General features: G+C 67.2%; 21 protein-coding genes and 1 pseudogene. 13 read left to right on the top strand and 9 right to left on the bottom strand.

What is annotated here, in order from left to right; all coding sequences use genetic code 11:
• Positions 1-36: 36 nt before the first annotated feature.
• The 6 genes from ACTWP8_RS07200 to ACTWP8_RS07175 all read right to left on the bottom strand — a co-directional run bounded on the left by ACTWP8_RS07200 (position 37) and on the right by ACTWP8_RS07175 (position 7,142).
• A complete protein-coding gene (locus ACTWP8_RS07200) occupies positions 37-1,242 on the bottom strand; it encodes a 3-dehydroquinate synthase family protein (protein WP_443321297.1) in 1,206 nt (401 codons plus the stop codon).
• Positions 1,239-1,499, bottom strand: a complete 261-nt coding sequence (locus tag ACTWP8_RS07195) for a cupin domain-containing protein (RefSeq protein WP_443321296.1) — start codon at positions 1,497-1,499, stop codon at positions 1,239-1,241. Before ACTWP8_RS07195 ends, ACTWP8_RS07200 begins: the two co-directional genes overlap by 4 nt.
• A 128-nt stretch (positions 1,500-1,627) precedes the next feature.
• Complete coding sequence (locus ACTWP8_RS07190; protein WP_443321295.1) at positions 1,628-2,488, bottom strand: radical SAM/SPASM domain-containing protein; 861 nt, start codon at positions 2,486-2,488, stop codon at positions 1,628-1,630.
• Positions 2,489-2,657: 169 nt separating this feature from the next.
• Positions 2,658-3,965: a DegT/DnrJ/EryC1/StrS family aminotransferase gene (locus tag ACTWP8_RS07185; RefSeq protein ID WP_443321294.1), complete on the bottom strand. Its 1,308-nt coding sequence runs from the start codon at positions 3,963-3,965 to the stop codon at positions 2,658-2,660.
• Between the two features lie 560 nt (positions 3,966-4,525).
• A complete protein-coding gene (locus ACTWP8_RS07180) occupies positions 4,526-5,866 on the bottom strand; it encodes a TrpB-like pyridoxal phosphate-dependent enzyme (RefSeq protein ID WP_443321293.1) in 1,341 nt (446 codons plus the stop codon).
• A 1-nt stretch (position 5,867) separates the two neighbouring features.
• Positions 5,868-7,142 (bottom strand): ATP-grasp domain-containing protein, encoded by a 1,275-nt coding sequence (locus ACTWP8_RS07175; protein ID WP_443321292.1) that lies wholly within the window; start codon positions 7,140-7,142, stop codon positions 5,868-5,870.
• A gap of 329 nt (positions 7,143-7,471) precedes the next feature.
• On the opposite strand from ACTWP8_RS07175, the pseudogene ACTWP8_RS07170 reads away from it, so the two are divergent.
• A pseudogene (locus tag ACTWP8_RS07170) lies at positions 7,472-8,010 on the top strand (MerR family transcriptional regulator); the annotation flags it as partial.
• A 466-nt stretch (positions 8,011-8,476) separates the two neighbouring features.
• Here ACTWP8_RS07170 and ACTWP8_RS07165 read toward each other — a convergent pair.
• Positions 8,477-8,917, bottom strand: coding sequence for a pyridoxamine 5'-phosphate oxidase family protein (locus tag ACTWP8_RS07165; RefSeq protein WP_443321291.1), 441 nt, complete (start codon positions 8,915-8,917; stop codon positions 8,477-8,479).
• 895 nt (positions 8,918-9,812) lie between these two features.
• On the opposite strand from ACTWP8_RS07165, the gene ACTWP8_RS07160 reads away from it, so the two are divergent.
• The 3 genes from ACTWP8_RS07160 to ACTWP8_RS07150 are packed head-to-tail and all read left to right on the top strand — an operon-like array spanning position 9,813 to position 12,498.
• Positions 9,813-10,166, top strand: a complete 354-nt coding sequence (locus tag ACTWP8_RS07160; RefSeq protein ID WP_443321290.1) for a hypothetical protein — start codon at positions 9,813-9,815, stop codon at positions 10,164-10,166.
• Between the two features lie 3 nt (positions 10,167-10,169).
• Positions 10,170-11,294 carry an MAB_1171c family putative transporter gene (locus ACTWP8_RS07155; protein ID WP_443321289.1) on the top strand — a complete coding sequence of 375 codons (1,125 nt, stop codon included), beginning with the start codon at positions 10,170-10,172 and terminating at the stop codon, positions 11,292-11,294.
• A 13-nt stretch (positions 11,295-11,307) separates the two neighbouring features.
• Positions 11,308-12,498 carry an amidohydrolase family protein gene (locus ACTWP8_RS07150; RefSeq protein ID WP_443321288.1) on the top strand — a complete coding sequence of 397 codons (1,191 nt, stop codon included), beginning with the start codon at positions 11,308-11,310 and terminating at the stop codon, positions 12,496-12,498.
• Between the two features lie 47 nt (positions 12,499-12,545).
• Here the strand turns inward: ACTWP8_RS07150 and ACTWP8_RS07145 are convergent, their stop codons facing one another.
• Positions 12,546-13,448: a helix-turn-helix transcriptional regulator gene (locus tag ACTWP8_RS07145; RefSeq protein WP_443321287.1), complete on the bottom strand. Its 903-nt coding sequence runs from the start codon at positions 13,446-13,448 to the stop codon at positions 12,546-12,548.
• 1,001 nt (positions 13,449-14,449) lie between these two features.
• Between ACTWP8_RS07145 and ACTWP8_RS07140 the strand changes: the two genes are divergently transcribed.
• The 9 genes from ACTWP8_RS07140 to ACTWP8_RS07100 all read left to right on the top strand — a co-directional run bounded on the left by ACTWP8_RS07140 (position 14,450) and on the right by ACTWP8_RS07100 (position 23,253).
• Positions 14,450-14,809: a hypothetical protein gene (locus tag ACTWP8_RS07140; RefSeq protein ID WP_443321286.1), complete on the top strand. Its 360-nt coding sequence runs from the start codon at positions 14,450-14,452 to the stop codon at positions 14,807-14,809.
• A gap of 2 nt (positions 14,810-14,811) precedes the next feature.
• Positions 14,812-15,753: a hypothetical protein gene (locus tag ACTWP8_RS07135; RefSeq protein WP_443321285.1), complete on the top strand. Its 942-nt coding sequence runs from the start codon at positions 14,812-14,814 to the stop codon at positions 15,751-15,753.
• Positions 15,753-16,463 (top strand): ATP-binding protein, encoded by a 711-nt coding sequence (locus ACTWP8_RS07130; RefSeq protein ID WP_443321284.1) that lies wholly within the window; start codon positions 15,753-15,755, stop codon positions 16,461-16,463. The genes ACTWP8_RS07135 and ACTWP8_RS07130 overlap by 1 nt, the downstream gene beginning before the upstream one ends.
• Positions 16,464-16,559: 96 nt before the next feature.
• A complete protein-coding gene (locus tag ACTWP8_RS07125) occupies positions 16,560-17,153 on the top strand; it encodes a WhiB family transcriptional regulator (protein ID WP_443321283.1) in 594 nt (197 codons plus the stop codon).
• Positions 17,150-18,187 carry a DUF2637 domain-containing protein gene (locus tag ACTWP8_RS07120; RefSeq protein WP_443321282.1) on the top strand — a complete coding sequence of 346 codons (1,038 nt, stop codon included), beginning with the start codon at positions 17,150-17,152 and terminating at the stop codon, positions 18,185-18,187. Before ACTWP8_RS07125 ends, ACTWP8_RS07120 begins: the two co-directional genes overlap by 4 nt.
• A gap of 596 nt (positions 18,188-18,783) precedes the next feature.
• Positions 18,784-19,134 (top strand): plasmid mobilization protein, encoded by a 351-nt coding sequence (locus ACTWP8_RS07115; protein ID WP_443321281.1) that lies wholly within the window; start codon positions 18,784-18,786, stop codon positions 19,132-19,134.
• A gap of 2 nt (positions 19,135-19,136) precedes the next feature.
• Positions 19,137-20,885 carry a relaxase/mobilization nuclease domain-containing protein gene (locus ACTWP8_RS07110; RefSeq protein WP_443321280.1) on the top strand — a complete coding sequence of 583 codons (1,749 nt, stop codon included), beginning with the start codon at positions 19,137-19,139 and terminating at the stop codon, positions 20,883-20,885.
• A gap of 77 nt (positions 20,886-20,962) precedes the next feature.
• On the top strand, positions 20,963-21,367 hold the full coding sequence (locus tag ACTWP8_RS07105) for a hypothetical protein (protein ID WP_443321279.1): 405 nt from the start codon (positions 20,963-20,965) through the stop codon (positions 21,365-21,367).
• Between the two features lie 161 nt (positions 21,368-21,528).
• Positions 21,529-23,253, top strand: coding sequence for a protein kinase domain-containing protein (locus tag ACTWP8_RS07100; protein WP_443321456.1), 1,725 nt, complete (start codon positions 21,529-21,531; stop codon positions 23,251-23,253).
• 191 nt (positions 23,254-23,444) lie between these two features.
• On the opposite strand, the gene ACTWP8_RS07095 is transcribed toward ACTWP8_RS07100, so the two are convergent.
• Positions 23,445-23,669 carry a hypothetical protein gene (locus ACTWP8_RS07095; protein ID WP_443321278.1) on the bottom strand — a complete coding sequence of 75 codons (225 nt, stop codon included), beginning with the start codon at positions 23,667-23,669 and terminating at the stop codon, positions 23,445-23,447.
• Positions 23,670-23,978: the final 309 nt, after the last annotated feature.

The raw sequence follows: 23,978 nt of genomic DNA, 5'->3' as shown, positions 1-23,978 counted from the left end.
TCGCTCAGTTGACCACCTCCGCGACATCGGCGTGGGTCATCGGCTGCTCCGCCAGCTCACTGGGTCTTCCTCGGTCGCCACGCGGCCGATTCGCACGGCCGCGAGATGGTCGTGGGCCCGGCGAAGCATCGTGACGTCGATGTCGGGGAGGTCCACGAAAGTGTGGATGCCGATACCTGTCGGCAGACACAGATTCAGGTGCCCGGCCCGGTGCTCGCAGATCGACTGCAGCGACTCCCATAGTTTGTGGACGTCGATCCCGCACCAGGCCAGGTCGAGACCGAGCGAGAGCAGGAGGCGCAGAGCGCGGTCGCGGGATGCGTCGTCCATGAGCCCCAGTGCGCTCGACAGGCAGAGCGACAGCGCCATGTCCATCGCGACGGCCTCGCCGTGCAGCACCTCGTGCTCGGAGGCGACCTCGATGTACGGGCTGAAGGTGTGACCGAAATCCATCGCCCGCCGATAATCGCCCCACTCGTAGACGTTGCCGGCCAGCTGGGCAAGCATCCCGTGCACCGCACGATGGACCAGTGCGTCCGCCTCCAGCGCGGGCTCGCGCAGGCGACTGTCCACGAGCTGCGAGCCCGACGACTCCAGCAGATCGAAGAGCCGTTCATCGATAACGAGGGCCACCTTCGCGATCTCCGCCATCCCATTCACGACGTGGCGCCGCGGGAGCGTCGCAACGAAGTTCAGATCGAGAATCGAAGCCTCAGGCGGGTGAAAGGTGCCCAGGATGCTCTTGCGGCCGGCGTGGTTCACCGCGTTCTTCGTCCCGATCCCGGCATCGACGAGCCCGATGAGTGTGGTCGGGACCTTCAGGTGCGGTACCCCCCGGCGGAAGACCGCGGCCGCGATCCCTACCAGATCCGTGCAGACACCGCCGCCGACCGCGACCATTGGGCTCGTCCGCCGGAGCCCTGCCTCAGCCGCGAACTCGCAAATGTCGGTCACTGCGCCGAGCGTCTTGCTCTCCTCGGTGCGCCGGAGGAGAAAACATTCAAAGCCGCTGGGGCAGTGCACCGAGAAGTAGCTACGCAGTTCGTCGCCGTAGAGGCGCTCCACACTGGGTGTCCAGACGACCAGCGGCCGGCGGTCGGCAACGGCGTCGCCCAGGGCGGGGTTGTCGAGGGCGAAAATCCCCGTGGTTCGGATAACCAGCTGACGGCGTACGGCGGTCGACACAAGCTCGGTCGTATGGTCGTCGACGGCCGACAGCAGGCCCTCCGAAGTGGACGTCATCGGGGCTCCGCTTCACGGTCAGTGACCTCGACCTCGACCTCGAAGACGAACAGCCGCAGCGTGTCGTCACCGACGTTAGTCAGCCCGTGCTCACCGCCCGGGCGGTTGCGCACAAGATCCCCGGCGCGGACCGCTGTTTCTATCCCGTCGAGATACATCCAGCCGTGGCCGTCGAGGACTAGGTAAAACTCCTCCTCGTCCGGGCCGTGGAGGTGGCGTCCTATGGACCCGCCTGGCTCAACCTCCACGTAGTCCATGAAATGCACCCTAGACGCCAAGTCGCCGTGCTCAGCGAACCGGCAGGCACGGACCCCAAGGCCGCCATGGGCTTCGGCCTCTTCCAACCGCAGTTCAGCGAATTGCCAGGTCTGGGCTGAAGTCCCCGTCACTTCCCACGTCCCTCAGTGGAGATCTTCTTCATCTGGGCTACGGCGCCCGCTCGCGACGCCAGGCCAGCGTGAGCCAGCGCCGGCTCCTCGAGGGCGGACAGCCCAGGCTCGCAGTGGGACACGTTGGTGCACTTCATGCACATCGCGGTGACGGTCCGGTCGCCCACGACGAGGCGCTCACGCGCAGCCAGCACGTCGGGTCTGTACCAGATGTCTTCGAGCGGACCGTCCATGATGTTGCCGAGGATGTGCTCGCGATAAGCGTCCTCGTAACAGAGCAGCACATCGCCGGCGGCCGACACGATGAGCATCTCGGCCGGGGCGTGGCATGGCGTCTTCTGCATCCGGGCGTTCGCGTTGGGCAGGTGCGTGAGGGTGCCCCCCCGGTTAGTAAGGATCAGATTGTCGCTGAACTGTAGGACCTGCCAATCTCGGACGGGATACTCACCGGGCGAGTGGCGGGTCACGTAGAAGTAGTCGATCCCGGCTTCCCGCAACTCCCAGTAGCGGCGATCGTTCAGGAGGTCGCCGTTGGTGTTGAGCACCTGGAGCGCATCGGGAAGCCGGGCCTGCACCCGAGCCACGAGCTTGTCGAGGTCCACCCGCAGCAGCGGCTCGTTATACAGGTGGTAGGAAATGCGGCCCCGGAACCGTATGCGAGCGAGTTCTTCGAGCGTCCGGGCGAAGACCTCCTCGGCCATACGCGCGGGTACCGGAGGTCTAGGCATGATCGACACTGGGCAGTAAGAACAGGCGCGGTTGCACCTGCTGCCCACTTCCAGCTCGACCACGGACAGGCCGCCGAGCTCGGACAGCACCTCCGGACCTGGCTCGTTTCGTGCCTCGGCTTCGTTCATGGAGCCACACTCCCACGAGCGGACATGGTTGTACGTGGTGCCAGCCACCGGTCGGATCCGTCGCGACACGGCCCCGTCAAAGTGGCGGCACTCCGAGCCTCTCGATGAGTGGTACTCGCTTCATACATAGCGGTGCGTCGGGGCGGCCCGGGCCGAGGACCGGTGGCGGTCAGAACGCCCGTGCCGTGGTGCCTTGGTCGAGGCTGACCAGCTTGTGCGCCTGCGCGCGGACCTTCGTGAACGCCAGGGCAATCTGCTCCATCCCGGTCTGAGTGTCCAGTAGTACCCGATGCGGGAGCGTCACGTAGGTGCGCCGCGCTTCTTCGGCCGCCGGCAGCTCGAACCTGCCCATCCGCAGCTGTTCGACCTCGGCGTCGGTCCGGTCACCGCGGTTCATCTTCTCCGGACACAGCAGCCGATGGCGGTTCAGGGGCACATAGACCGGATGTACACCGGCGTCTGCGAGTTCGGCGCTGAGTGCCCTCGCCAGCAGGTCCACGCTGTTGCCGGCGTACTCCAAGGGGTCAAGCCGGACGAGGGTGTTGTAGTAAGTCGGCGCCGTGATGCGGGAATCCGGAACGAGGAGATCAACCCCGGGGATCTTGTCGAGAAGGGCGGTCAACTCCGCGGCGCGCCGGCGCCGATGTTCGTTCTCCGCGTCCAAATGCTTCAGACGGTCCCAGAGGACTGCGGCCTGGAGTTCGGACAGGCAGAGGTTGCGGCCGAATGCCTCCCCTGCCTCTACCAGCTCGAGCTGTCCGGCCTGCTCGGCTGGGTACAAACGTCGTCCGTCACTGCGCAGCTGCTCAAGCCGGTCGTACAGGGTTTCGTCGTCGGTGATGGCGGCACCCCCCTCACCGGCGGTGAGCAGTTTGGACTGTTGCATGCTGAAGCATCCGACTCGGCCGTAACTGCCGACGCGGCGTCCCCGCCAGATGGCCCCATGGGCCTGAGCGCAGTCTTCGACCAACGGGATTCCCATTTCCTCGCTGAGCCGAACGAATGCGTCCAGGTCGGCAACGCTGTTGGCGAAGTGGACCACCATGATCGCCCGGGTACGGTCCGTGACCGCCTGCCGGGCGAGCTGCGGATCGACCGTCAGCGTGGCCGGATCGATATCCACCAGGACTGGGTGAGCACCGAGATTGACTACGGCCGACGCGCAGGCGACCCAAGTAAGGCCGGGAACTACAACCTCGTCGCCCCAGCCAACGCCCAGCGCCTGCAACGCGATCGTCAAGGCGGCTGTCCCGGACGACACCGGCGTGCAGTACGCCATCTCGTTGAACATTGCGAACGCCTCGGCGAACCGCTGCTCGTATGCGACGCGCCCGTCGCTAGGACCGCTGAGCGCCCACCGAGTCGATCGCAGCACATCGGCGACAACGTCCAAGGTCCGCTCGTCGGAGCGAGGCCAGGTCGGCCACAGAGCGCTGCGGACCGGCGTACCTCCCAAGATCGCCAGATCGTCGGTCATCTCATCCTCCCATCCTGACTGTTTGCCACGGACCGCGCGAGCGGCCGGGGCCTCATCAACCAGCGCCCTCCAGGACTGCGTCGATCAGATACGGGACGACGGCATGCCCACATCCAACGCGCTGAGTGCCGCGGTGTTCCTCGACGAGGTGACGGGAGCTGAACGGGCCAATGTTCGCCGTCGATGGCTCGCATCGGCTGGACCGGCAGACGGAGACCTCCGGATGGCAGAAGACCACCAGGGCTGGCGACAGGTACCAGATCTGATCCCGATTTCCTCCGGGATCATGGGCAAGCACACGACTACGTCAGTCAAGGGCACCACCGGCACCCTGGTCATGTTCCACAGTGGGCTCCTGCACTGTTCGCCGCCAACCGGTCCGGCCGCTCACCGGTCGATCCTCTTTGTCCGCTGCAACGCAAGAACAACGCGCGGCTGGCCGTGGAGGGCCCGCGCCCGCTATGGCTCGCCAGCCGGAATCCCGTGGTGGTTCATTCAATCGACGCTTGTTTCCTGGCCTCACCGGTCGGCGGACCTCCATGTACCGGGCCACCCCGGGGTCAGCTCTGGAGGGCGGTTGCGTCCGGCAGCTGCGACAGCGATCGCGCGATCTCCTCGTCCACGCGGACGTCCGCGAGAGTCCCGCTCAGACACCCTTCGTACGCCGTGAGGTCGAGCAAACCGTGCCCGCTCACACAGGTCAGCACGGCTCCACCGCCGGTCGTGTCGAGGTTGAGCGCTTCCTGCCTCGCACTGTGTATCGCGTGGGCGCTCTCCGGCGCGGGAAGTATCCCCTCGGAGCGTAGGAACACGACCGCACTCTGGAAGACGTCCGGTTGGCTGTAGGCGCGGGCCTCGATCACCCCACGGTCGAGCAACGCGCTCACCAGTTTTGAGCTTCCGTGGTAGCGGAGCCCGCCGGCGTGGATGCCTGGCGGGGTGTAGGTGTGGCCCAGCGTGTACATCTTCTGCAGCGCCGTGCTGCGCGACGCGTCGGTGAAGTCGTAGGCGTACCGGCCGCGCGTCAGCGTTGGACAGGCGGCGGGTTCGGCCGCGACGAAGTTGGTCGTCGCGCTGAGCTCGCTTCGGCGTACTGCCCCGATGAAGGGAAATGTCAGGCCCCCGAAGTTGCTGCCGCCGCCCAAGCACGTCGTTATCACGTCTGGTATGACGCCCATCTCGTCGAGCTGTGACCGGCATTCCAGACCGACCACGGTTTGGTGGAGCAGGGAGTAGCCCTCGCCGCTGCCGGTGCAGAAGTTGCCGCCTGAGTCCTGCGCGAACTCCTGTGCCTCGCCCAAGGCGATGGACAGAGTGCCCGGGTGCTCCCTGTCCTTCCCCATCGCCGTGCGGCCCACGGATGTGCGGTCGCTGGGACTGTCGATGACCTGCGCGCCGAGCAGCCGCATCAAGGTTTCCCGGTACGGCTTCGACCGGCTGGAAGACCGCACCATGAACACTGTGCATCCCAGGCCCATTTGGGCACAGGCGGCGGCGACCGCTGTGCCCCATTGGCCAGCCCCCGTCCCTACGACCAGTTCCCGCGCCCCCGCCTTCGCGTAGTAGTACGCCTGAGCGATGGCGGTGTTGAACTTGTGGCTTCCGCTGAGGTTGCCACCCTCGTACTTGTAGAAGATCTGTGATTGGGTCTGAATCGCCTGTTCGAAGGCGTACGCCCGCCGCAGCGGTGTGGGCCGCCACCGCGCGTAGACCTCCGCGACCTCGTCAGGGATGGGGAACCAGCGGGCACTGCCGCGCTCCTGCCGGATCAGCGACGGCGGGATCGACACTCTGAGGCGGCGCGACCCGGAAGGGGTGGGCGCGACATCGCCGGGCAGGTCGAAGTCGAGGTCAGCCTGCAGGTTGTACCACGCTGGGACAACATCGATACGATCGGTCATGTCACCTGGTCTCGTACGATATCCAGTCGGTGTTTTCGATCTCGCCGATCGTCGTGGCCAGCTCGGACAGGCTGTCCGCTCGTCCCCAGACCGCACCCACGCTGCTAGCCGATCCCTTTCGCCAATCGACCGGCCATCCTTCGCGTACGCGGATGAACACGCGGTCGGCCCGGGGGATCTGGCGCAGCCGCCGCACGCCGTGGATCGAGGTCACCCGTGTTGCTGCCAAGGGAGCGTGCAGGAGGTATTGGAAGGCGATCGCGTCGGAGTCCGGCGTGGACAGCGCCGGTTCTTCTCCCATCGCGCACCCAAGGGCGATCCGCACGGGATCGGCGAGACCGGTGCGGTTAGCCAGGTCATCGACCCATCCGCCGAGTCGGCCGTTGACCTCAATCACGCGCGGACCCTGCTCGGTAATCTTGATCTCGGCCTCGGCGATACCACGGCGCATCCCGAGCGCCGCGACGGCCCGGCACCCCTTGTCGCACACCGCCTTGATGACATCAGGGTGTTCGACGGACCGCGGGCCATAGCCGCCGCGCTCACGAAATGGCGGAGCAAAAGCGAACTTGCTCATCGCGAACATGGGTACGACGGAGCCGTCGAAGGCCACTACCTCCACTGCCATGTAGTCCGCCCAGGGCTGTGCAGTTGGCCGCCCGATGAAGTACTCCTCGAGAATCACCGCGGATTCACCTACGCCGCCAACTGGCGGTGCCTCGGAGAGGAGTCCGGCGACGAGGCGGTGAGCCTCCTCCCGAGTGGGTACCACGGACGTATTGCGGCTGGAGGCGCCGACCAGGGGTTTGACGATGGCGGGAAGGCCGACGACACTCAGCGCTGCATCGACATCCGCGTCGTCCCGAACGACCGCGTGCCTGACGTCCTCGACTCCGGCAGCACGCAAGCGTTCCCGCTGCGCAGCCTTGTCCGTTAGCGCATGCACGTCCTCCGGAGACTGGTATTCTAGGCCGAGGGCGTCGGCGATGCGTGCGGTGAATGCCAGTTGATACTCGCTGAACGTGACGATGCCGGTGGGTCCGAGCTCGCGCACCTCAGCGACCACGTCGTCGAACGCCCGGCCGACCGAGTCCACCACGACGCCGAGTAAACCGAGAGTGCGCTTCATGGACCGGGCGTGGTCGCTATCAGCCAGCACGAAGACCAGTTCCCACCCGCTGTCGCGCGCCGCGCCGCTCATCCGCTTCGGAGTAGCACTGCCGTAGTCGTAGACGACGAGGATCCGCCTAGGTCTCATGCCCGACCGAGCGTTCATGCGCTCTGCCCTTCGTGCGGCTGGCGACGGATGGGGGATGTCACCCACCATCTCCGCACCGCATACGTGAGCCCTACACCAGTGGCCTGCCGCTGAGGTCGACACTAGGATCTCCTTGTAAGACTGGAGCCGTGCCCGTTGCTCCCTGGTCTCGCTCGGCCGGTGCTCCTGCTGCCTGGCGCCAGGCCAGGCATACAGGTCCGCTTGCGCCGCTGCATGGTTGTCGATGGCCCGCTTCAGCTGAGGCATTGTCAAGGCTTGTGGAGTGATCGGCCGTCGGCAGGTGGATGGGCTTGAGTCTCCCGTAGGAGAGACGCCAAGGTGGGGGCATGGACGGCGACACGCTCTACTCGATCGGCGATCTGGCCGGCGGACCGGCCTGACGGTCAAGACCATTCGGTTCTACTCCGATCGCGGAATCGTGGCGCCGAGGGACCGCAGCTCGGCTGGCTACCGCCTCTACAACATCGACGCCGTCGCGCGCCTGGACCTTGTGCCGACCCTGCGGGATTTGGGTTTGGGCCTGCCTACGATCCGCAGGGTCGTGGACCGGGAGCTCTCGCTTCCCGAGGTCGCCGCAGCACACGCCGAAGCCTGGCTGTGCAGATCCGCGTCCTGCGCCTGCGGCATGCGGTGCTGACGGCGGTGGCCGAGCGGGCTCTCTGCTGAGGAGACGGATCTCATGGACAAGCTGGCCCAGTTCTCCGAGGACGAACGCCGACGTCTGATCGGGGATTTCCTCGATGCTGCCTTCGGCGGTCTCGGCGTCGGCTCCGCGTTCGCGGGGGTCAGGCGCTCGATGACACCCGAGATACCCGACAACCCCGAGGCGGAGCAGGTCCGGGCGTGGGTGGAGTGGGCCGAATTGCAGAACCTGTCTGCGGCAGTGGAGAAGACCTGCCACCAGCACCGCAACTGCCTGCGCAAACACGCCGAGCAGGAGACCACGCCGTCGGTGCCGGAGCCGCCCCCGATGAAGCTGCCGGTGCCGGAACTGCCCCGCACCCAGATCATCGAGCGGACCCGTCACGGCTACGAGGACGTCCACCGCCTGGTGGAAAAGGGCTGGACGATCAGTGCGATCGCCCGACGGCTGAACCTCGACCGCAAGACCGTACGCCGCTCCCGCGACACCGACCTCGACCAGCTGCTCGTATCCGCTCGCGACCGCCGCCCCAACGGCGTCCTGGAACCGTTCAAGGCATACCTCAACGCGCGCTTCACCGAGACGCAGGGCAGGTCAGCGGCACCCACGTGTTCCACGAGATCCAAGAACGCGGCTATTGGGGCAGCCGCCAGGTTGTCGGACCGGGCGACTGTTCCTTTGAAAGTCGCTAGGCGGCGACGTTTACGGCTTTGGACTTGGGTGCATCCACGTGCCCCATGGCTCGTTCGATCGTGATCTCGATGACCACCCGCTCGGGCTCCGGAGCCGGTGTCCGCCCATATCGGTCGCCGTAGCGAGCGACGGCGTCGTTGACTACAGCCGGGTGCGTGCGGACTTCCGCCGTGCCCTCCAGCGTGGCCCAGCGCCCTCCGTCGACTTGGCAGACGGCTACGCGGGCTTGACCGGGTTGTGCCGCCTGGATGTTGGCGACTTTCTTACTGGATTTCCGAGTGATAACCCGCGCGATACCAGCGTCGGCGTCAACGGTGACGCCGACGGGCACGACATGCGGGCGGCCATCGGGGCGCACCGTCGTCAACGTGCACAGGTGGTACTCGTTCCAGAACTCCAAGTACCCATTGGCTTGGTTGCGTATCTCGGTGGACATGGCTGAAAGCGTAATAGCGCACGATGCCTGGACTGTCGCGAAGTGACCACAGCCACACTCTTCCGCTCGCCTCCATAACCGGATTGATTTGCCTGATTGACGCTTGCCTGTCGCAATCGTTCGCGACGAGAAGATCTCAGCTCGATAACGGCCCCATCTGGCGGTGGAGGTGTTTGATGTGGGCCACGTCCGTTATTGGAAATGCCAGTTCAAATGCATGATCCAAACTTGAAGGAGTCGATTTGCCATGATTTAGCGCACCGGTGTCGTCGCCTCTGGGGGCAGTCAGAGCGTCGCTTTTCGGCCTTGCCTCGTTCGGGGCTTCACGTAATGTCCGACGAGGTTCCCGAAAGCCCCGTCGAGGCTCCTTGGCGTGGCTCAGTTGTGCGTTCGCGCGAGCGATCTTTCGGCCTTGGGGAGGTTTGGGCCGTGTACTCACGGCCCACCCTCCAGGCGGCTCTGCGGTACATGCCGAGGTGCCGCCCTCGACGTCCGTGATCACTTTCGTGCTCGCTGTGCAGCGCGGGGACTGAACGCTATCGACGGGCGTGGCTGACGCCCGGCTCCGAGGGGGAGCCGTCATCGGCCGGTACGAAGGGGATTACTCATGTGGCCGGGAAAGAGTGGTCGCGACGCGGCTGAACCCAAGGTGCCCGTGCAGGGCGAAGTGAATCGTGGGCGCCTGGGCCGATGGCGCACCGCTGCGAATCGGACGGTAGAGAAAGATCTACACCGTCGGATACGGCGAGAACTCCAAGACCTCGGCATCCATCCCCCGCTGGATGTGGAAGCGCTGTGCCGCGCTCTGGGTGAGAGGCGCGGGCGCCCGATTGTCCTTCGGCCCTTCCCCCTTGAGAAGCCAGGGCCGTCTGGGTTGTGGGTCGATACCCCTGGGATGGATGTGATCCTCTACCAGCAGGAAACCACGCGCCTACATCAAGAGCACATCATCCTTCACGAAGTGGGTCACATTCTCGTGGCCGAGGACGAAGAGATCGATGAGGACCAGGAGACTCCGGACGACTTCGTCGAAGGCTGGGCCACCCTGATCCCGGTGCTCGATCCCGAGATGATCCGCCGAGTGGCCCGGCGCTGCTCGTACAACGACGGGGAGGAGTGCGCTGTCGAACTCGTGGCCACGATCATCCTGGAGTGGTCTTCGGTGCTCGACCGCGTCACCCCGCTATCAGAGGATCCATCGCTCCGCCGAGTTCAGTCAGCCATCGGTGACCGGCGAGGGTGGCTGTAACCCATGACCGAGCTGCTCCTCCTGGGCATCGCAGCTGCCGTCGCATGGAAGCTGTACCAGCTGGCGCGAGACCCCCACGACGCACCTCTCCGTTCCGTCACGCTGTGCCTGCTTACTGCCGCGCTGTCGTACCCCTTGGCCATGCCCGGCGGCGCCTCTGGCGTCGACACCGTGGCCGGACATGGCACTGCGAAGCTGGTTCAGAACGTACTGCTCCTGCTGACGGTGTACTTCTTGATGTGCTTCTACCTGTACTCCGCAGACGAGCAGGCCGGGCGGCGGCGGGCCCGGCGGGAAGCCGTCGTCGTGGCACTGGTGGCGCTGTCGATCACCGTGGCCGCAGTGTCGGTTCCTCATCAGGTATTCGCTGGTTCATTCAGCACGGCAGACATGACGATTTCGCAGATCGCCTTCTTCTACGCTGGCGCCGGCGTATACCTCATGTACGCCCTGAGCGTCGCCGGTCAGTGGACTCGCCGTTACGCCCGCATGTCGAGCCGTCCGCATTCCACGGGCCTCTGGATGGCCGCTATCGGCCTCGGAGCGATGGCGGTGGCCTGCGCGGTTCGCGCGGTCATCGTCGCCATCCGGTGGGGTGGCGGGACCGTACCGCGGCCACTCATGGCCGGTGTGGCGTTCCTGCTGGTGGTGTCCATTCTGCTCTTCGTTGCGGGTGTCACGTACCCGGGGGCCAGCGCGAGGATCGCGTCTGTGCGGCTCTGGCTCCGGCATCGCCGTGATTACCGTCGACTCACCCCGCTTTGGCAGCTGCTGTCTGAGGCATACCCCGAGAACGTGCTGAGGCCCGCATCTCCGGCACTTCGGGACCAGTGGCGCGCTCGCGGTGTGCACCGGCGGTATCACCGACGGATAGTGGAGTGTCGTGACGGGCTGGTCGATATCAGTCCCTACCTGGTTGACGAGGAAGACGACAGCTCAGTGCTCGACCTTGACGCCGCCGAGCTGGCCGACCGACTCCGCCAGGCCGTGACCAGGATCGGTCAGGGCGATCCTGCGCCACGTCAGGCGGTGCCACTGGCGATGTCCCTGGGTGACGATCGGGAATCAGATGTCCGACAGCTGATCGCGGTGTCGGACGCGCTTCACCCATCCGGAAACCATCGATGACCAAGGAGACGAGATGCTGATCACTGCTGGTCGAGTCCTTGTCGGCTCCGGGACATACCTGGGCGATGGCGCGGTCCTCATCGAGGGCGACTCGATCATCGCGGTAGGGCCGCGACCGCAGATCGCGGAGCAAGCCGGCTCAGAGCTGACGCACTTGGCGTTCCCGGGAACGGTCCTGCCGGGTCTCATCGACGCCCATGTCCATCTCGCATTCGACGGCGGCGCGGACCCTGTGGCCGCCCTCCGCGAGTCGACCGATGAGACGTTGCTCCAGGACATGCGACGCCGTGCGGAGCAGCTCCTCCTCAGCGGCGTGACGACGGCGCGCGACCTGGGAGATCGCAACGGCCTCGCACTTCGCCTGGCCACGGAGATCGCCGACGGCCGTACGCCGGGCCCTCGGATCGTATCGGCGGGCACGCCCGCGACCCCGCCCGGTGGACACTGCTACTTCTTGGGGGGCGAGGTCTCCGGGGAAGCCGAGGTCCGCGACCTGGTGCGGCGCAACATCGCGGCAGGGGCCACTGTGATCAAGGCGATGGTTACCGGGGGTGGACTGACCAAGGAAGGGCCGAAGAGCTGGCAGAGCCAGTTCTCTCCAGACGAACTTGAGGCCCTCGTGGACGAGGCTCACAAGGCTGGCGTGCCGGTGGCCGCCCACGCGCATGGAGCGGACGGCATCGCCGCGTCCGTGGAAGCGGGGGTGGACACGATCGAGCACTGTACGTGGATGACGAGCGATGGCTTCGACCTCCGGCAGGACGTCCTGAAGCGAATCATCGATAAGGGCATCGCCGTCTGCCCGGCAGTAAGTCCCCACTGGCAGATGCTCCATCGTTTCTTCGGCGCGGAGCGTGCAGAGGCCATGTTCGACCTGGTGCGGCAGATGGCGGAGGCCGGTGCCAAGCTCGTTGCCGGAACCGACGCGGGAGTCCAGCGCGCCGGTTTCGACGGGCTGGTACCAGCGCTGTCGTTCTACGCCCACCTGGGCCTGCCGAACAGCAAGATCATCGACATGGCGACAGCCGACGCGGCCAGAGCACTAGGGCTGGGTGGAACGACGGGCCGGATCGCTCCCGGGTTGAAGGCGGACCTTCTCCTGGTCGATGGCGACCCGCTCGCAGACCTCGGGGCGCTGAAGGCGGTCAGGGCCGTGTTCGCTGCGGGGCATCGTCATGAGCCGCGCGAGGCGACAGGGCAGTAGTGCTGAATCCGTACCTGTCCGGGGCTCCTTGGGGCCCCGGACAGCCACTATCCGCTTGCTTCCGGGTCCCTCTGTTCCAGTTCCGTGACCAAGTCATTGACGAGCGACATCACGTTCGCCGACAGACCTTGTGGTCCCGCTCCGCGGCCCCTGACCCGGCCCACGGAACCCTTCCTCGAAGCTGACAGGAGCCGAAGGCCCTCGTAGACCTGGCGGGCCACGGCGTCGTCCGGCTGGAAGTACATAGGGGACACCGCGAAGAACGCGGCCAGACCATCAAGGACGACTGGAGCGGCAGCGTCCTGGGCACCAGTCCGCAGAGCGCGGACACCCTCCTCCGAGATGACCTCAGACCCCGCATAAGCGTTTACAGCGTCGGCGATCTCCGCATCCGATGGAGGCTGCTGCTGTCCCGGGTACGAGCGGTCCAGGATCAGCGTGATCTTTTCGGACAGAGTGCTGGGCGGTCCTCCAGCGGCCGGGGCGATCCCAGCCTCTTCGTGCTCTGGTTCATCGCCCGGCTCCCTCTGCGCCTTGTCGATCGACCGTTCCTGCGCTCGCCTCAACTCGGCCTCGCTCACGCCGTAGGCTGCTGCCAGGAGTGGGATGTACCGGTCCTTGAGCCGCCGCTCCCCCCGTTCAGCGCCCGCGACGGGGCCGGCGCTCTTGGTTCCGATGATCTTGGCCGTCTCGTACTGGTAGTACCCGGCGTCGCACCGCAGGTCGGTGAGATCGGGGAGCCCGGTGCGCGGGAACAGGTCGTTCAGCTCCCGCTTGAGTACCCGGGCCAGGGCAGGCAGTTTCTCCGGGTCGGGGGATGCCAACCCGGTCTCCCAGCCGCCGACCGTCGAGTTGGCCACGCCGACGGCCGCAGCGAGGTCGGTCTGGGCGATCTCGGCGGCTCGCCGTACCGCGCGCACACGGCTTCTGTCGAAGCGACGAGCAGGCATCGGACCCTCGTTTTTCTCCAAACCGAAGGAACCTCGGTCTGTTGACTTTCTCTTCGAATCGGAATAGCTTCAGCTTAGCGAAAAACGGCGAGCTTCGCCCGCTCGCTCGATCTTCGCCTCCGATCTCTCCCTGGCGCCTTCAGGACCGAGGGAGGTCGAGAGGGGCCCGCACTGTCCGATGTGCGGAGTGCTCCCAAAAGGCAATTGGTGTCCGAGGTTTCGTACCTTCCGGACATCAGACAGCGCGTGGTTCCGCCCTGGCAGAGGGTGTGGAGATCACCTAGACGGCCACTCTGTGTCCTGGCACGGCACTGGCGGAAGTGGCTGCCACATGAGGAGTGTCGCATGTCTCCTGCCGCGGACAGCAGCCCGTCCACTGCTCTGCCCGCCTGCCCCATAGCCGTAGGGGCGGAAAGCGTGGTGGCGGAGGAAGCTCGAAGTCTCGTTGACGCGTCCTCAACGGCACTGGGAGTGCCGAGTCGCAGGGGCTCGCGGCCGTGGTGAGTCTGCTTGCCCGTGCCGATGGCTACGGGCCGCTCCTGCGTACGCCTCGGAGCCGGGTCTCAGGCACTTTACGGAGAACGCTGCTGGCCGGCATCCGCTGATCTACGCATGCTCCGACGGCTTGGTGGCTGTCGATCAGGCAGAACGCCTGATCCCGTCGCTCAGAACGGGTGCGCCTGGACCCAGTGATGTATGTCGAGCTGGCGTGAGGAGAGTCCAGCACCCCCTGTCCGCTGGAGAGTTGGCAGCGCTACGCATATGTTGCTGGTCCCTCGGCGAAACCGCCGAATCGTAGCCCACATAAGGGGACGGAGTCAGGAGACATAGTGTCAAGTCCCCAATTCTCAGGGGGAAATGAGACAGGCGCCCAGAAGTTAGCAGCTTCCGGGCGCCAAGCCCGCCACCCCGAAGGGTGCGGATTCATAACCGGGGCGAGTCGGCTGACCTTTTCGACGAGAACGGCCGTCTCACCCCACCTACGAGTGAGGAATTGTCGCATGCCCGAGTCCCGGAGCGGAAGGGCGCTTGCCGCCCAGCCCGCCAAGGCCGTTGAACCCACCGGCGGCACCCGCCAGCACCGTCTGGCCACCCTCCTAGCGGGCATGGTGCCCGGAGCCCGCACCATCCGCGTCTCGCAGCGCGAGCCCGGCCAGACCTGGCCAAGCCCCTACTCCCGGGCGTACGACGAGCACGGACAGCTCATGGCCGTCAACCTGGCCCAGGGCATAACCGCCGCACGCTGGGTGATCCGCGCCCACCCCGAAGTGACCGGGGACGAAGCATACGACCTCGACCTGACCACCGCGGCCCTGCGGCCTGCAATCGAGGCATACGCCACCACGGGCGGGGGCCGCTGACCGTGGCCAGGATTCGAACGATCAAGCCCGAGGCTTTCGCCTCCGAGTCCCTCGCCGCCGTCTCCCTCACGGCCGAGCGGACCTTCTTCGGACTGCTCACCCAGGCCGACGATCACGGTCGCTTCCGCGACCAGCCCGCCGTCCTCTCCGGACTGCTGTGGTCCCTGCGCCCTGAGCACGGCCCTGTCGATGTCGAAGACGATCTGACCCAGCTCGCCGCCGCTCAGCTGATCTGCCGCTACGAAGGCGACGACGGCAAGCGGTACCTGCACATCGTCACATGGCGCCAGCACCAGAAGATCAACCGCCCGAGCGGCATCCGCCACCCCGCCTGCCCGCAGCACGACGGCGAGCAGGCCGCTCCGGATACACCAGAGACTCACGGAGCCGTCCCGGAGTCCTCAGTGAAGGCTCGCGGAGGACTCAGTGAAGGCTCACGCACTCCGCATGAGCCCTGCATGAATCACAAAACCGCAGTTCAGAGCGCATTCAGTGAGCCCTCACGGAGCCCTCATGGAGGACTCAGTGAGCCCTCCATGAGCCCTCACGGTCCGGATCTAGGACCTAGGAACTTGGATCTAGGAACTACTTCTCCTTCGGGGGCCGCGAGCGCCCCCGCACCGGAGACCGTCTCGACCAAGCAGCTCATGGACGAGTACGCCGCCGCCTGCGCACACCGCCCGCCCAGCGGCGTACTCGGCCACCTCGGTCGTGAGACGGCCAAGCTCCTCGCGGACGGCATCAACCCCGCCCACATCCGCGCCGGGCTGGCCCGCCATCGCGCCAAGGGACTGCACCCGAGCACCCTGCCGAGCCTCGTCCACGAGGCCATGAACGCCACTCCCGATCGTTTGGCACGGCCGGGATCGCGTCCTAACGTGCCCGGTCACCGAGCCTGGGCCAACCCCGCCGACCCTGCCGCCGCCTACGCCGAGGAGCTGTGATGCGCGACCACGACGCCCAGCCCGTCGGCAGCATCGCCCGCCGCCTGGCGAACATCCTGACCTCCCGAGGCATCGACCCCAGCTCCTCGCCGACCGCGCAGGAGGAGCCCCTCCCGGCCCTCCAAGCGGCCGAGTCCCGCATCCCGGCCCGCTATAGCAACGCCGTTGCGGACCACCCGGCGGTGGCAGGCTGGGTCCACGAGGTAGCCCAGGCCGGACGCCCCGGCCCCGGCGGCGCCTCCGGTATCGCCCAGGGCCGCTCGCTGCTGATCGTCGGCACCACCGGAACCGGCAAGACCCACCAGGCGTATGGCGCGGTCCGATCCCTGATCACCGCCGGAGTCAGGCTGCGCTGGAAGGCGACCACTGCCGCCGACCTCTACGCCGAACTGCGGCCCCGTCCCGGTCACGATGGCGAGCGCGAACTGATGGACCTGGCCCGCTGCCCACTGCTGATCATCGACGACCTCGGAGCGGCGAAGAACAGCGAGTGGACCGAGGAGATCACGATGCGGCTGATCAACCGCCGCTACAACGAGATGCTCCCGACCCTCGTCACCACCAACCTCGGCATGGCCGACCTGCGCCAGCACATCGGCGACCGCGTCGCCTCCCGCCTGACCGAGATGACCGACAAGGTCATCCTCGACGGCCCCGACCGCAGACGAGCCATCGCAGCCGAGCGCCGCCGCATCGCTGCCGCCGCCTGAACCTCCCGCGACCGCCGTCCCCGGTCCCCCTCCTTCACGCACCAACCCCTGGGCCGCGCCTGCCCAAACGCGCCCGGGGCGAACGGAGACACCCCCATGCACAACCCCGAGACACAAATGCCGCGCACCCTCGGCGACCACACCTGGCACGACCGCGCCGCCTGCCGCTCGACGGACCACCACCAGGTCGACCCGGAACTCTTCTTCCCCGAGCCCGACGAGATGGACCGAATCCGTGCGGCCAAGGCCCTGTGCGCACAGTGCCCCGTCCGCAACATCTGCCTCGACGCCGCTCTCGAAAACGGCGACCGCGACGGCATCCGGGGCGGCATGACCGAAGAGGAGCGAGACCCCCTGCACCGCAAGTTCCAGCACCGCCTCAACTACGCCCGCGTCAACGCCGTCTTGGCCGGTCGCGACATTCACCTCACCGACGCCGAGCGCCAGGCCGTCGTCCGAGCCGCCTACCAGGCCGGCACCCCGGCTGAACGGCTCGCCTGGCTGCTCAAGGTCACCGAAGAGCACGCCGAGAAGCTCTACCGCCGCACCCGCAGGGAGATTCGCAACCGCGCGGTCGACCAGCAGAAGAAGGCGAGCAAGGGCAAGAGGAAGCCCAAGAGCCAGACCAAGGCGCTCAAGGAACCCACGGCAAAGACTTCTGCCCACGATGACCTCGGAACGGCCGCGTGAACCACATCGCGCCGATACCGGCGCGGATCACCGGCTGGGACCGGGCCGCCATCGTCGCCCTCGGCGGCGCCGGATGCGCCCTCTCGTACGACGCCCTGCAGCAGATGGCCACCGCCATTCACATCCGCGGGTTCCTGACCTTCGTCTTTCCTCTGGTCATCGACGGGTTCATTGCCTACGGCGTACGCGCCCTCCTGGTCCTGCGCACCGCTCCGCTGACTGCCCGTTGCTACGTCTGGATGCTGTTCGGTACCGCGACGGCCGCCAGCATCTGGGCCAACGCCCTGCACGCCGTGCGCCTCAACCAGCAGCGCCCACAAGGCGCTGGTCTGCGGCTCAGCGACGTCACCGTCGGCATTCTGTCCACCCTGGCCCCGCTCGCCCTGGCGGGAGCCGTCCACCTTTACATCCTCATCGCCCGCCGGGTCACCGGACCCGCCCTCCCCGGACATCCGGACAACTACGGTGTCCGAGCTGACCGGATCACCGCTGACCGTCGGGACACCCCTGTCCAGCAGGACGAGAACCGGTCGGACCTGGTCTCCACCGGAGACCCGGTCGCCGTGTCCCCACCCTCCGTCCCGGCGACCGGTCTCCCGGCCGGCACCGCGCGCTCGGACACCGAGGAACCGGCTGACCGAGAGGGCCTGTCCGGACAGCAGGAAGCCCCGGGGGAGTCCGAGTCGGAGCACACTGGCCGTACCGCTGACCTCGGCGAAGAGCCGGTCACCAGACCAATCCCGGTGGGCCGCCTGCACTTGACCAAGCCGACCGTCACCGAGCCGGGCACTGTCCGGGACACCGGCCGCCCGAAGCGCCGGAGCAGCGGTCAGCGGAAGCCCGCTCCGGCGACCGACGAACAACTTCTGCTGATCGCCCGCCGAGCGGTAACTGAGGCGGACGACCTCAGCCGGATGATCGTCGGAGACGCCATCCGCAGGGCGGGCCACGGTCTGGGCAACGACCGGTTGACCGTCCTGATGCAGCGCCTCCGGAAGGAGGCGGAGGAGGAACCGGTCACTCAGACCCGCTGACCGGACACCCTCGCACAGCGCGTGCCCCAGCTCATTGATCGGGCCGGGATCCCGCCCGACCAGACCACAACCCGCACCCCCATCCCCACCGGAGACGCCGCAATGCGCACCACCCCGGCCACGCATGCCGAAGCCGACGCCTGGATCACCGTGCTTCGGCAACACGGGCACCTCCACCGCGCCGAACCGGGTCCGGACCGAACATGGACCGTCCAACGCACACCCGCCAGCAGGCCCCGGACCCTTCACCACCCCGTCCTGGCGCTCGACTACGTCGCCGAGATCCTCCGCGAAGCATCCGGCCATTCGGCGGAGACGCCCCGATGACGCCTTCCCGATCCGGCGACGCCACCCCTGACGTGCAGCAAGACCACTGCCTGGCACAAGGCCGAGCAAGCTGTAGCTTCCGAAACTCCTCCGCAGCCACGGGCTGCGGAGGAGTTTCGGAAGCGCATGCCCCCACCCAGGAAGGGGAGGGGGAAGCCCGGCACCAGGGGGTGCCGGGCGCTGAGGCAGCGACCGAGGGCGGATCGCAGCCAGGAGGGGAACCGAACGCGCCCGCCGCGACGCGTACGCGCCCTCGCCTGCGCCAGAGCGTGCACCGGGACCAAGTCCGCAGCGTCCGTCTGACCCAAGACGAACTTGAAACTGTGAAGCGCGCCGCCGACGCCGTCGGTCTGAAGACCGCCGGATTCCTCGCTGACGCCGCGGTCACGGTCGCCCAAGCCCAAGGCGGTCCCAAAGCATGGCTGTTGGACCAGCGCGGTCGGCTGGAAGAACTGATGGCCGCCAGCGCGCAGCTCGCCCGCGTCGGCAACAACCTCAATCAGGTGGCCCGTGTCCTCAACTCCGGTGGTCAAGCAGAATACGTGGACGAGGCGATAGCCCGCGTTCTGCGCGCCGCCGCTCGCATAGAGGCCGCAGCCATTGAGGTCGCGAGGCGCTGACGGTGGTGCCCGACATCTCCACCGGCAGCCGTACGTACGGACTACTCAACTACCTTTACGGGCCCGGCCGCCGGGACGAACACACCGACCCGCATCTCGTCGCGTCCTGGACGCCGGGCCTCGCCCCCGATCCAGGGCGCGACCCGGCCGCCACGGTCAAGCAGCTCACCGACCGACTCGACCTCCCCGTGCTCGCCCTGCCGAAGAACCGCCGTCCGTCCCAGCACGTCTGGCACTGCCCCGTGCGGACGGCGCCCGGCGACCGACACCTCACCGACGGCGAGTGGGCCGAGGTAGCCCGCCGCATCGTGCACGCCACCGGCATAGCCGAGGATGGGGACGACAAGGCATGCCGCTGGGTCGCCGTACGCCACGCCGACGACCACATCCACCTCGTCGCCACCCTCGTCCGCGAGGACGGCCGCCGCCCGCGCCGCCACCAGGACGGCATCCGCGCCCAAGCCGAATGCCGAAAGATCGAAGCCGAGTTCGGCCTGCAGATTCTCAACGACGGAGACCGCACCGCCGCCCAGCGCCCCACAAGCGCCGAACGCTCGAAAGCCGAGCGCGCCGGTCGAACCGAAACACCTCGCGAGACCCTGCGCGAGAACGTCCGCCAGGCCCTGGCCGGAGCCGAGACCGAGGACGAGTTCTTCCACCGCCTCGCCGAGGCCGGCCTCCGGGTCGAGAAGCGAATCGCCCCCTCCGGCGACACCCTCGGATACAAGGTCGCTCTCCCCGGAGACCGCAACCGCGCCGGAGAGCCGATCTGGTTCTCCGGCTCGAAGCTCGCACCAGACCTATCCCTCCCCAAGATCCGGCAGCGCCTCGACGCCGAACCGGCTGACGACGAAGCGCTGTTCGCCCAGCACGCCGACGAGCAGGCCCCCCGCCCCGCTCGGGCTCGACGCGACGCTACACACGCCGCCGAGCGGGCAGCATCCGCCCTCGGCGGAGACGATGACCACGACGCCGCCGCGCAACTCATCGGCGTCGGCGAACTGTTCGACGCGGTCGCCCAGACCTCCGCGGCCTCAACCCGCAAGGAGCTGGCCGACGCCGCTCGCGCCTTCGAACGCGCGACCCGCTCTCACATCCGCGCAGAGCGCACCGCCAACCGCGCCATCCGCTCAGCGGCGCGCAGCATCATCCGCGCCGGAAACGCCCTCGGTAAAGGCGAGGACGGCGGCGCGACCGCGATGCTCCTGTCCACCATGGTCCTCGTCACCATCGCGGCAGTGCGCTGGCACTCCGCCCGCGGTCACGCCCAGCAGGCCGCCGCTGCCCAGCAAGCCGCTCACCATCTGCGGAGCGCCTACCGGTCCGCTGCCGCCGCCCCCATGAACGCGATGCGCGAACAGGGCCGTCGCCTCTACGCACCTGTACGAGAGCAGTACGCCAGCACACTCGAAGCCACCTTGCCCGAGCAGGTCGACCGCGTACTCCGCGAACCCGGCTGGGACGCGCTCGCCGCGACCTTGGACCAGGCCGAGCGAGCGGGGCACGACCCTGGTGCCCTCCTCCAGCAGGCGATCCAATGGCGAGAGCTGGAGACGGCCGACAGCGTCACCGACGTACTCGTCTGGCGACTGCGGCGGCTGGGCAAGCTGCCCGCCACCGTGGACGCACCCCGTGCAGGCACGAAGTCGCGCACGTCCCAGAAGCGGCCCCGAACGCCCCAGCCACAGGTCGCCGAGCCCGCCTTCCGAGCCGACCCCACCGAGCCCCGCCGACGAGGCCCAAGGCGCTGACCAGCACAACAAAGGACTAGACACCAGCAGCCGACGGCTGTTACGGCTGATCAGATAGAGACAAGGAGACAACGCCGATGCTCAGCGAGGACCTCCAGACCCCGAGAACCGTTCTGCCGGAGACAACCTCTGGCGACGACCCACTGCTGCGGCTCCAGCATGAGATGCAGCCCTTCAACGACAACATCGGTCTCCGTGCCACCACGCACCCTGAGGAAATCGTCGTCACCGGCATCACCGTCATGTGCTCGCAGTGCGGCGCTCGCCGCGACTGGATGGTGATCTGCGACCGAAACGAAATCAGCATTCGCTGCCGCTGCTCACACCAGTGGATCGAACGCGAACTGACCCGCGCGGACTATCAGGCGATGATCGACGACGGTGTCGGTCGGGACTTCCCGAGCCTGCAGGCTGCAGCCCAGGCTGCGGGATACGACGGCACGCTGGCCGGCACCTATCTCGCCGACCCCAGGCCCGAATAGGCAATGCCCCAGGCCGCCCTCGACGTGTTCTGGCGAGCCGAGCACCGCTGCGGTCTAGTGACGTAGCAGGCTTTGGAGGATTGCCCTGTTTCTGAAGGCTCCGGCGGTCCGGCCGATATGCTCCCGGAGCGAAGGGGAGAGCAAAGACATGGGGGCGGACCATCGTGGACAGGGCCGAGCCGTCGGAGATCTTTCAGGCGCTTGAGGCGGACGATCCGGCACGGGTAGGAGCCTACGAGTTGGTGGCACGGCTCGGGGTTGGTGGCATGGGCAAGGTCTACCTGTCCTACACGCCGGCCGGTCGACCCGTTGCGATCAAGGTGATCCGAATCGAGCTCGCCGATGACAGCGAGTTCCGGCGGCGCTTCCACCAAGAGGTGACCGCTGCACAGCGGGTGCACGGGCTGTACACCGCGCCCGTGATCGACAGCGACACCGAGGTCTCCCAGCCCTGGCTGGCCACGGCCTTCGTGCCGGGGCCTACGCTCGCCTCAGCCGTGGCCCGGCACGGGGCCCTGCCAGTGCCCACCGTGCTGCTGCTCACAGCGGGTGTGGCCGAGGCGCTCCAGGCGGTCCATGCTGCGGGTCTCGTGCACCGGGATCTGAAGCCTTCCAACGTGTTACTGGCCTCGGACGGACCCCGCGTGATCGACTTCGGCATCGCCCGGGCCGCCGACGCCACGTCCCTCACCGGCACCGGCGTCGCCGTCGGCACTCCCGCCTTCATGGCGCCCGAGCAGGCTGCCGGTCGCGAACTCGGTCCGGCTACGGACGTCTTCGCACTGGGGCAGGTCGCCACATACGCCGCGAAAGGCGCCCCCGCCTACGGGGAGGGCTCGTCACATGCCGTGCTTTACCGCATCGTGCACGAGGAGCCAGACCTGACCGCAGTACCTGAGGCACTGCGCCCCTTGCTGACGCGCTGCCTGGCCAAGGAACCGGGCGAACGGCCGTCGCTCGCCGAGGTCGTCGACATGTGCCGTGCGGCTTCGGGGGACAGCAGGCTGCGCCGTTCCGAGGACTGGCTCCCTGGCATCGTCGCCGCCGACATCACCCGGCACCAGGCCGTGCCCGTACAGCCAGCTGCGGGCCACCCTGCGACGGTCCCGGTGCCCCCCTCGCCCGCGCACCATGCACCCACGATGTCCGCCGTGCGGCTGGACGCGTCGCCCCTGCCGCCGCAGGGTCCTCCAACCCACCCCAGGTCGGCGCACCCCGCTCAGCAGGTCGGGCATCCGTACGGTGGCCACCTGCCGGGGGATGCGCCGGGCATGACGCCTCCCGATGGGATGGCTCCAGGCAGTGTGGCTCCAGGGAACCGTCGTCAGAACCGAGGCATACTCGTCGCGGCCGGCGTGCTCGGCACGCTCCTGCTGACCGCCGGAGGGTGCGCCGCCCTGCTGAACACGTTCGACAGCAAGGACAGCACCACATCCGGCCAGAACTCCGCCAAGGGCGGTGGTTCAACCACGCGCGCCACCCCAAAGCTGCCCCGCCCCAAGCCGGTCTCCTACCCAAGCGTCCAACTTCCCGATGGCTACCACCTGGAGTTCGCCGACGACCCTCTGCAGCCGAGGGACAGCAACTACGACGACTTATACGCCAGTTGCGATGTCTCGTGGGGTTGCACCCTCGGTTCGTATGACACGAAGCTGGTCCTGCTCAACAACGCCGAGAAGGGTTCCCTGGACACCTGCCGGGCGACCACGCGCTACACGGATCGAATTGATCAGAAGCAGCTGAGCAGGGGCTCGCAGATCTGCGTGCGCACTGAATCCGGCCACATCGCTCTGCTCACCTACAAGGGGGCGTCGGCGGAATCCGACCCCAGTCGGTACCTAACGTTCGACGTGAAGGTCTGGCGCAACGCTGTCGACCCGACCTGACCGCGATTGGGATAGCGTGTTGCCGGTCCGTGAACTGCGGCGGAGGAGAGCACAGCTCTCAACAGCATGTCGTCCCAGTGCAGAGGGAAAGCCAGGAAGCGCCGCGCACGGACTCGACGGATCAGATCTCTGAGGATCATTTACGGGCCCGAGGGGTTGATCGCCGCCGCCGAGAGATGCACGGCGGCCGGTCATACGTCGGTCCAGTCCAGCTGGTTGCGCACCGCAGGCGGCAGCACACCCTCCTGGCCATTCTCGGCGAGATAGACAGCACCGTTCGCGCCAGGGACCTCGACGACGCGACCGACGTAGTGGACGTGGGGCCAGTCCGGATTGATGGCGAGGTACGCAGGCAGATCGGGGTCGACGGTCTGGAGCTGGCGGATCAGCTGGCGGACGGTGATCTTACTCGACAAGGCAACCTCCAAGGAGAAGCGCGAATGGGAGCGGTGCGGAGCGAGGAGTGCGGGATGCCGCCGTCAGTCCGACGTCGAGCTGAAGGAGCTCACGCAGGACGCAGGGCTCTCATAGTGCCAACGGTGGGCGCCTCTTGAGGAGGTCGGTGATGGGGCGCGCGCAGTGGCAGTCGAGCAGTTGCTCGCGCTTGCCGAGGGCGGTGAACGGAAGTTCAACCGGGGCTTGGAACGGTTGACGGCGGTAGCGTCACGAGCAGCAAACCCTTCGTTGACCTGCGGTTTCCCGATGCTCGTAGGTTGACATGGTTG

The organism is Streptomyces sp. 7N604 (assembly GCF_052245475.1).
GTDB lineage: Bacteria > Actinomycetota > Actinomycetes > Streptomycetales > Streptomycetaceae > Streptomyces.
This window is presented reverse-complemented; position numbering and strand designations above follow the sequence as displayed.